This window comes from Rhizobium sp. SG741 (assembly GCF_012275435.1).
Taxonomy (GTDB): Bacteria; Pseudomonadota; Alphaproteobacteria; order Rhizobiales; family Rhizobiaceae; genus Rhizobium; species Rhizobium lusitanum.
Genome location: NZ_JAAZQP010000013.1, coordinates 38,284 through 45,157, shown reverse-complemented (window position 1 = coordinate 45,157; position 6,874 = coordinate 38,284). Strand labels below are relative to the sequence as shown.

The window sequence follows — 6,874 nt, the reverse complement described above, 5'->3', positions numbered from 1 at the left end:
CATTCAAGCTGACTTTCGGTTACACAGCAACGGATTCTGACGGCGATAGCGCCACGAACACCTTCACTGTCACTGTCGCCGACGACAAGCCTGTCGCCAGCGATGTCACCGTCGGCACAGGCAGCCTTTACGACACGGCGGCTGAGCAGATGCCGCTCCGCCCAATCGTCGAGCTCAGCGAAGGGCCGACACCGTCGGAGGGCGCCACCGACACCGTCAGTGGCAGATCCGGAAGCCTGTTTACCGCCGGCGCTGACGGCTTCCAGCAGGTTACCTTCACGGATCCGACCGGCCTCAAGGGCATCTACATCGATGTCAATGGCGTCGCTCACAAAGAAGGTCTGTCCTATAACACCACGACGGACAATCTGGGCAACACGATCTACACCGCAACCGGCAAGGAATCGGGCCATGTCCTATTCACACTGACCGTCGGTGCTGATGGCAGCTACACCTATGTCCAGTCCGGCGCCTTTGCTGACGACAAGGGCTCCGACAACGAGAATTTCAAGATCGGCTTTGAAGTCACCGATGGTGACGGCGACAAGGCAACGGGCTCGCTGACGCTCAACGTCGCCGACAGCCTCCCGGTCGCCAATAATGCTACGGCTGATCGCCTCGTTAACGAGGATATGCTCCCCGGGGGCAATTCCGACCAGGCCGACGAATACAACAGCGTCAGCGGCGCATCGGGCAGCCTGTTCAACATGGGCGCAGATGGGTTCAAGCGGGTCACGATTGCTCATTCGGATCTGCCGCAGCTGACCACGATCTATACCGATGCGGATGGCGTCGCGCATCAGGAAGCCGTGATCTGGAGCAAAGCGCCGGTCGCCGACGGCAGCACGACCTGGGTGGCCAGCAGCGCGCATCATGAGACCGTTGCCACGCTGACCATCAATGCCGACGGCTCCTACACGTTTTCGACTGGTGCGCCGCTCGCGCATCCGACCGCGCAAGTCGACGAAGAGACCCTGTCCCTGACATTCAACTTCACGGTCACCGATGGTGATGGCGACAAGGCTACGGGTTCGCTGACAGTTGGTGTCAAGGACGATGTGCCGATCGCCCATACGGTCGACAGCACTGCCTCGCCGCTCAACGACGACGCCCAGATCGGTGGAAATCTGGACGCCAACGACGCCAACGCGCATAGCGTCTCGGGCGCTGCCGGTGCGTTGTTCAGCGCTGGTGCTGACGGTTTTGCAAGCGTCTCGATCGATCAGTCCAGCCTGCCGGCTTTGAAGGCGATCTACGTCGATGCCAACGGGTTCGCACAACAGGAAGACGTCACCTGGGGCAAGCCGACGATTTCCGGCGGCGCGACAACCTGGATTGCTTCCAGCGCAAATCACGAGACCGTCGCCACGCTGACCATCAATGCTGACGGTTCCTACACATTCAGCACAGGCGCGCCGCTCGTCCACCCAACCTCCGGCACGACGGAAGAAGGCTTGCCGCTGACCTTCGCCTTCACGGTGACCGATGGCGACAATGATACATCCACCGGCTCGCTGACCTTGCATGTCACGGATGACGTGCCGCTGGCACACACTGTCACTGTGACCGGGGTGACGCTGAACGACGATGCCCTAAAGGGCGGAAATCCCGACACAGTTGGCGTAACGGACACCGATACGGTCAGCGGCACGAGCGGCACGCTCTTTACTGGTGGCGCGGATGGCGTTCATCAGGTCACGCTCGGAGCGACGACCGATTTCGGCGCCATCTATACCGGCAAGGACGGATTTGCGCATGTCGAGTCGGTTGTTTGGGGCAGCCCGACGACTGCGGCGGGCGGTGAGACGATCTGGATCGCGACCGGCAAGGACAGCGGCCAGACGGTCGCGACGCTGACGATCGGCACGGATGGTTCCTACAGCTTCACGCTCAGCGCGCCGGTCGCTCATCAGGGAAGCCAGACTGCGGAAAATACACAGGATCTGTCCTTCAACTTCACGGTCACCGATGGTGACAGCGATACAGCCAGCGGTTCGCTGACGGTCACCGTCAAGGACGACGCGCCGATCGCCTTTAAGGTCGATACCACATCAACGCCGCTCAACGACGATGCGCAGGCGCATGGCAACCTGGATGGCGCCGCCGACGCGAAGACGATCAACGGTGATGCCGGGGCTCTGTTCTCTGCCGGTGCCGATGGCGTCATGAGCGTATCGATGGACAATCTGCCGACGCTGAAGGCGATCTATCTCGACAGCCATGGCATCGGCCATCAGGAAAACGTAAGCTGGACCTCGTCTGCGACGAACGGTGTGACGACCTGGACGGCAACCGGCGCTTCCAGCCATGCCACCGTTGCGGTTCTGACGATCAATTCGGACGGTTCCTATAGCTTCACCGCTGATGCGCCGCTTGTTCATTCGGCGTCGTCGACGACCGAAGATAGCCTGACGCTGAATTTCGGCTTCACGGTTACGGATGGCGATGGCGATACGGCAAAGGGCTCGCTGGCGATCGCCATCACCGACGACGTTCCCGTTGCCTCCGGCGCAACCGTCGCGGCCAGGGCCGACGAAGGCGACATTTACAATCTCCTGTCGCATGGCAACAGCGCGCTCGACGGCACACATGACGGATCGTCCTCGCAGCCGGCACTGTTCGGTCTCGGTTTTGCGGCCACGGTATCCGGCTCCGTTGCGTCCACCGTCTCCTTCGGTGCCGATGGCGCAGCGCCCGGCGGCGGCTTCGGCTTCACTGCCAATGCGGCATCGACACTTGCCGCCCTGCATCTGACTTCGGGTGGCGGCGCGCTCTCCTATGCCGTCGTCAACAATGTGATCATCGGCTATGTCGATAACGATCACCACAGCGGCTACAATCCGTTTCTCGACCGCCCGGTCCTGTCATTGACGCTGTCCGGCGATGGCAGCTTCACTTTCCAGCAATACGATCAGCTCGACAATGTCGCGGGTCCCGGCAACGATCTGCGCTCTGGCAATAGCTCGATCTCGGCCATCGACTTCGGTTCCATCATCCAGGCAACTGACGGCGACGGTGACAGTGTGACGCTGACCGGCGCTTTGAAAGTCACGATCGTCGACGACATGCCGAAGGTCGATCTGGCCCTGACGGGCTCGATCACCATCGACGAGAGCGGCAGCGGCGACAACGACGTAAGCGCCACCTATGCAGTTAAAAGCCTGTTTGCCGGCATCACCGGCGGCAGCGATCCACACATGTCGACAGTCTACGCACAGCATAACGTCGTCTCTCCGTCGGTTTCGATGGGTGCCGACGATGCGTCGGGCGCGACGAGCAGCCTGAGACTTCATATCGACAATGCCGACTCCGGCTTGACGACGACGGCAGGTCTGGCGATCATGCTTTCGCAGCTTGCCGATGGCACGGTTGTCGGCAAGATCGCCGATGGCGAAATCGCCTTTGCGATCCGCATCGACAACACCGGCAAGGTCAGCATCGCCCAGTACATGGCGCTTGCTAACCCGAACACGTCAAAGTCGGATGGCGACACGGTTGATCTCACCGATAAGCTCTCGGCGGTTCTCAGTGCAACCGATAGCGACGGCGACACCGTCGCCAGGTCTGTTTCTATCGGCAGCAGCATTCATTTCGACGATGCCGGTCCTTCGATCGGCGGTGGCATTTCGGCAAAGACGCTTGTCGAGCACGATCTTTTGACCAATTCGGGTTCGCTGTCGCCTTCGGGCATCAGCACCGGCGATGTTGCGCTCAATCTCGCCTTCGGCGCTGACGGCCCGGCCGCCCATGCTGCTACCTTCGTAGCGCAATCGAACGGCAGCTATTTCACCGCGAGCTACGGCAACAATCAGACGCTGGATGCGACAAAGCTCAGCTCTGGCGGCCACGCGCTGTCCTACTCGCTCAGCGGTGACGGCATGACGCTGATCGCCTATACCGGCAGCGATGCCGCCGACCAGTCGAGCTGGGTCTTCAAGGTTGCTCTGTCTCAAGACGGTAGTCACGCCAGCGGTGCCTACAACTTCACGCTCTATAAGGGGCTCGACGACGTCAACGGTCAGGTCAACCTCGCGGATATCAAGCTAACCTTCCAGGTTGCTGGCCATGACGGCGACGGCGACACGACGAACGGCACACAGAGATTTACGATCGATGTGATCGATGATGTGCCTACTCTGGTTGATCATTCCTCCGTTTCCGCAAGTGTTTCGGAAACGGCGATCAATGCGCCGATAGTGACGACGGGATCATACATAATCGATTTCAGCACGGTCACCCCAGCGGCTGCAGGCCTGACGATTACTGAAGGCAGCGTTGGTCACGGCCACGTTGGTCAGTCGTCTAACAACGGCGATATCGTGCTCGCATCCAACGCGGGGACGACGTTCGTCGTCACCCAGATGGACATAACTGAGTCCACGCGGGGTCATTCCCCAACCCAGCCAGTCACTATCATCGGCATCGGGGCGGATGGCAAAACTTATACCACGACGTTCACGCCAACTAACGGCAATACGACTTTCTCGGTTACCGCGGGGTCCCCTCTTTACAACGTACAGCTGACGTCGATTACAGTCTCTCCGCATGACGCCGCCCGGGCGATCACGCTCGACAATATCCATGTCACAGACACCACGACGACACCCACCAATGCCCCCGCCGAGACGACTCTGGATCTGACCTCACTGGTGCATGCCAGCGCCGACGGCCCGATGGCCTGGTCGGTGAACGCGATCACCGCCGGAACCTCTTCCGGCAACCTGACCGGTGGAACCGGATTGACCTACAACGGCACAGCCATCACGCTTGCCAGCGCGGATGGGCACACGATCACCGGCTCGGCCGGAGGCGTCACGGTCTTCTCGTTGACTGTCGATCCTACCAGTGGTCATGCCACGTTCGACCTGTACCATCCGATCGACGGCGGCAAGACGCTGCCGCTCGACTTCTCGAAATATCTGACGGCGACGGATTTCGATGGCGATTCCGTCGCCTTAGGCAGCGGTTCCGCAACCATCGTCGTTCAGTCGGCGACGGACAGCCTTCCGACGATCTCTTCGGCGAGCCTGGTGTCAAGCGTCAGCGAAAGCGGCTTACAGGGTGGAACGGGGACGGCCGGCGTCGCCAACGTCCATTCGGGTAGTATTGCGATCACCGCGGGCGATGCACCTTCGACGGTGATAATCGGGGGCCATACATTCAATGTTGGCGCAGTCATCGCTCATGGTGATGCCAATGCCAACATTCAGGGCTCTTATGGAACGCTACATATCGTCAGCGTCACCGCAACGGCCATCAATTACATCTATACGCTGACCGCGGCAACGAACGGCGCGAGCAATCATGACGACTTCGCGGTTAAAATCAGCGACGCGCCGATTGACGGAGAAAGCCATACCGCGACACTGACCTTCAACATCAGCGACGACAAGCCGATCGCAAGCACCGTTTCGCTTGGGTCTATGCTTGAGAACGACAACCCAACCTTCACTCTTGCTGCGGGCACCATCGCTTTCGGTGCCGATGGGGCGGCTGCGAGCGGTGCGATCCATGTCGATAGCGTCAAGGCCACGGGTGATCTTGCCGGCTTGACGTTGAGCCCGTCGATGATCTCGATCGACGCAGGCCATGTGACTATCACACCCGGAACTGCATTCGATGCCCTGTCAGTTGGTCACACATCGATCCTGTCGATCGGATATACCTTGACCGATGGTGACGGCAGCAAAAGCAGCGGTACGTTCAGCATCAAGATCAACGGCACGAACGATGCTGCGGTGATCATGGGTGACGTGTCTGGCAGCGTGACGGAGGCCGGTGGCGTCGGTAATGGGACGGTCGGGGTGCCCGCGGCGAGCGGGGTGCTTTCGGCGACGGACGTCGATAGCAATCCTTCGTTTACGGCGCAAAATAACGTGGCGACGAACTACGGTCATTTCACGATCGGCGCTGACGGTCACTGGAGCTACCTGCTGGATAACAGTAACAGTGCCGTCCAGGCGCTGAACAGCACCGGCAGCAACACGAAGCTGCACGACATCGTCACGGTGACGACGGCGGATGGCACGTCTCAGCAGATCGACATCACCATCAACGGCACGAACGATGCACCGACGATTAAGCTTGTCGGTAACGACAGCGCCATTGGCAGTGTGACCGAGGCTGGTATTGGTGTGGCCGACGACACCGCTCACAACACGGCGACCGGCCATGTGACCGGCGCTGATGTCGACAGCCCGTCGATTAAGTGGTCGCTGGTCGCCGGCAATGGCCAGACCGGCAATATCGACGGCTCCGTGACCGGTGCTTACGGCACGCTGAGCGTCGATCAGAACGGTAACTGGACCTATCACGTGGATCAGTCGAAGGCCGATCCGCTCACGGCTTCGAGCCATCCGCAGGAGAACTTCACGGTTCAGCTGAGCGATGGTCAGGGTGGTATCACGACGCAGACGGTCGTGGTGACGGTCAACGGTACGAACGATGCTCCGACCATTGCGCTTGTCGGTAACGACAGCGCCGCCGGCAGCGTGACCGAGGCTGGTATTGGTGTGGCCGACGACACCGCTCACAATACGGCGACCGGCCATGTGACCGGCGCTGATATTGATAGCCCGTCCTTGACGTGGTCGGTGGCAGCGGGCAGCGGCCAGACGGGTAACCTGGACGGCTCCGTGACCGGTACCTACGGCACGTTGAGCATCAGCTCGAACGGTATCTGGACCTATCACCTGGATCAGTCGAAGGCCAATCCGCTCACGGCTTCGAGCCATCCGCAGGAAAGCTTTACGGTTCAGCTGAGCGATGGCCAGGGTGGCATCACGACGCAGACGGTCGTGGTGACGGTCAATGGTACGAACGATGCTCCGACGATTAAGCTTATCGGTAACGACAGCGCCATTGGCAGTGTGAC

The 6,874-nt window shown here is 60.3% G+C and carries 1 protein-coding gene; it reads left to right on the top strand.

Annotated features, from left to right (window positions below; genetic code table 11):
- Window positions 1–6,874 (top strand): VCBS domain-containing protein (locus FHT29_RS27310; RefSeq protein WP_168600556.1); only part of this gene is annotated, 6,874 nt, incomplete at both ends.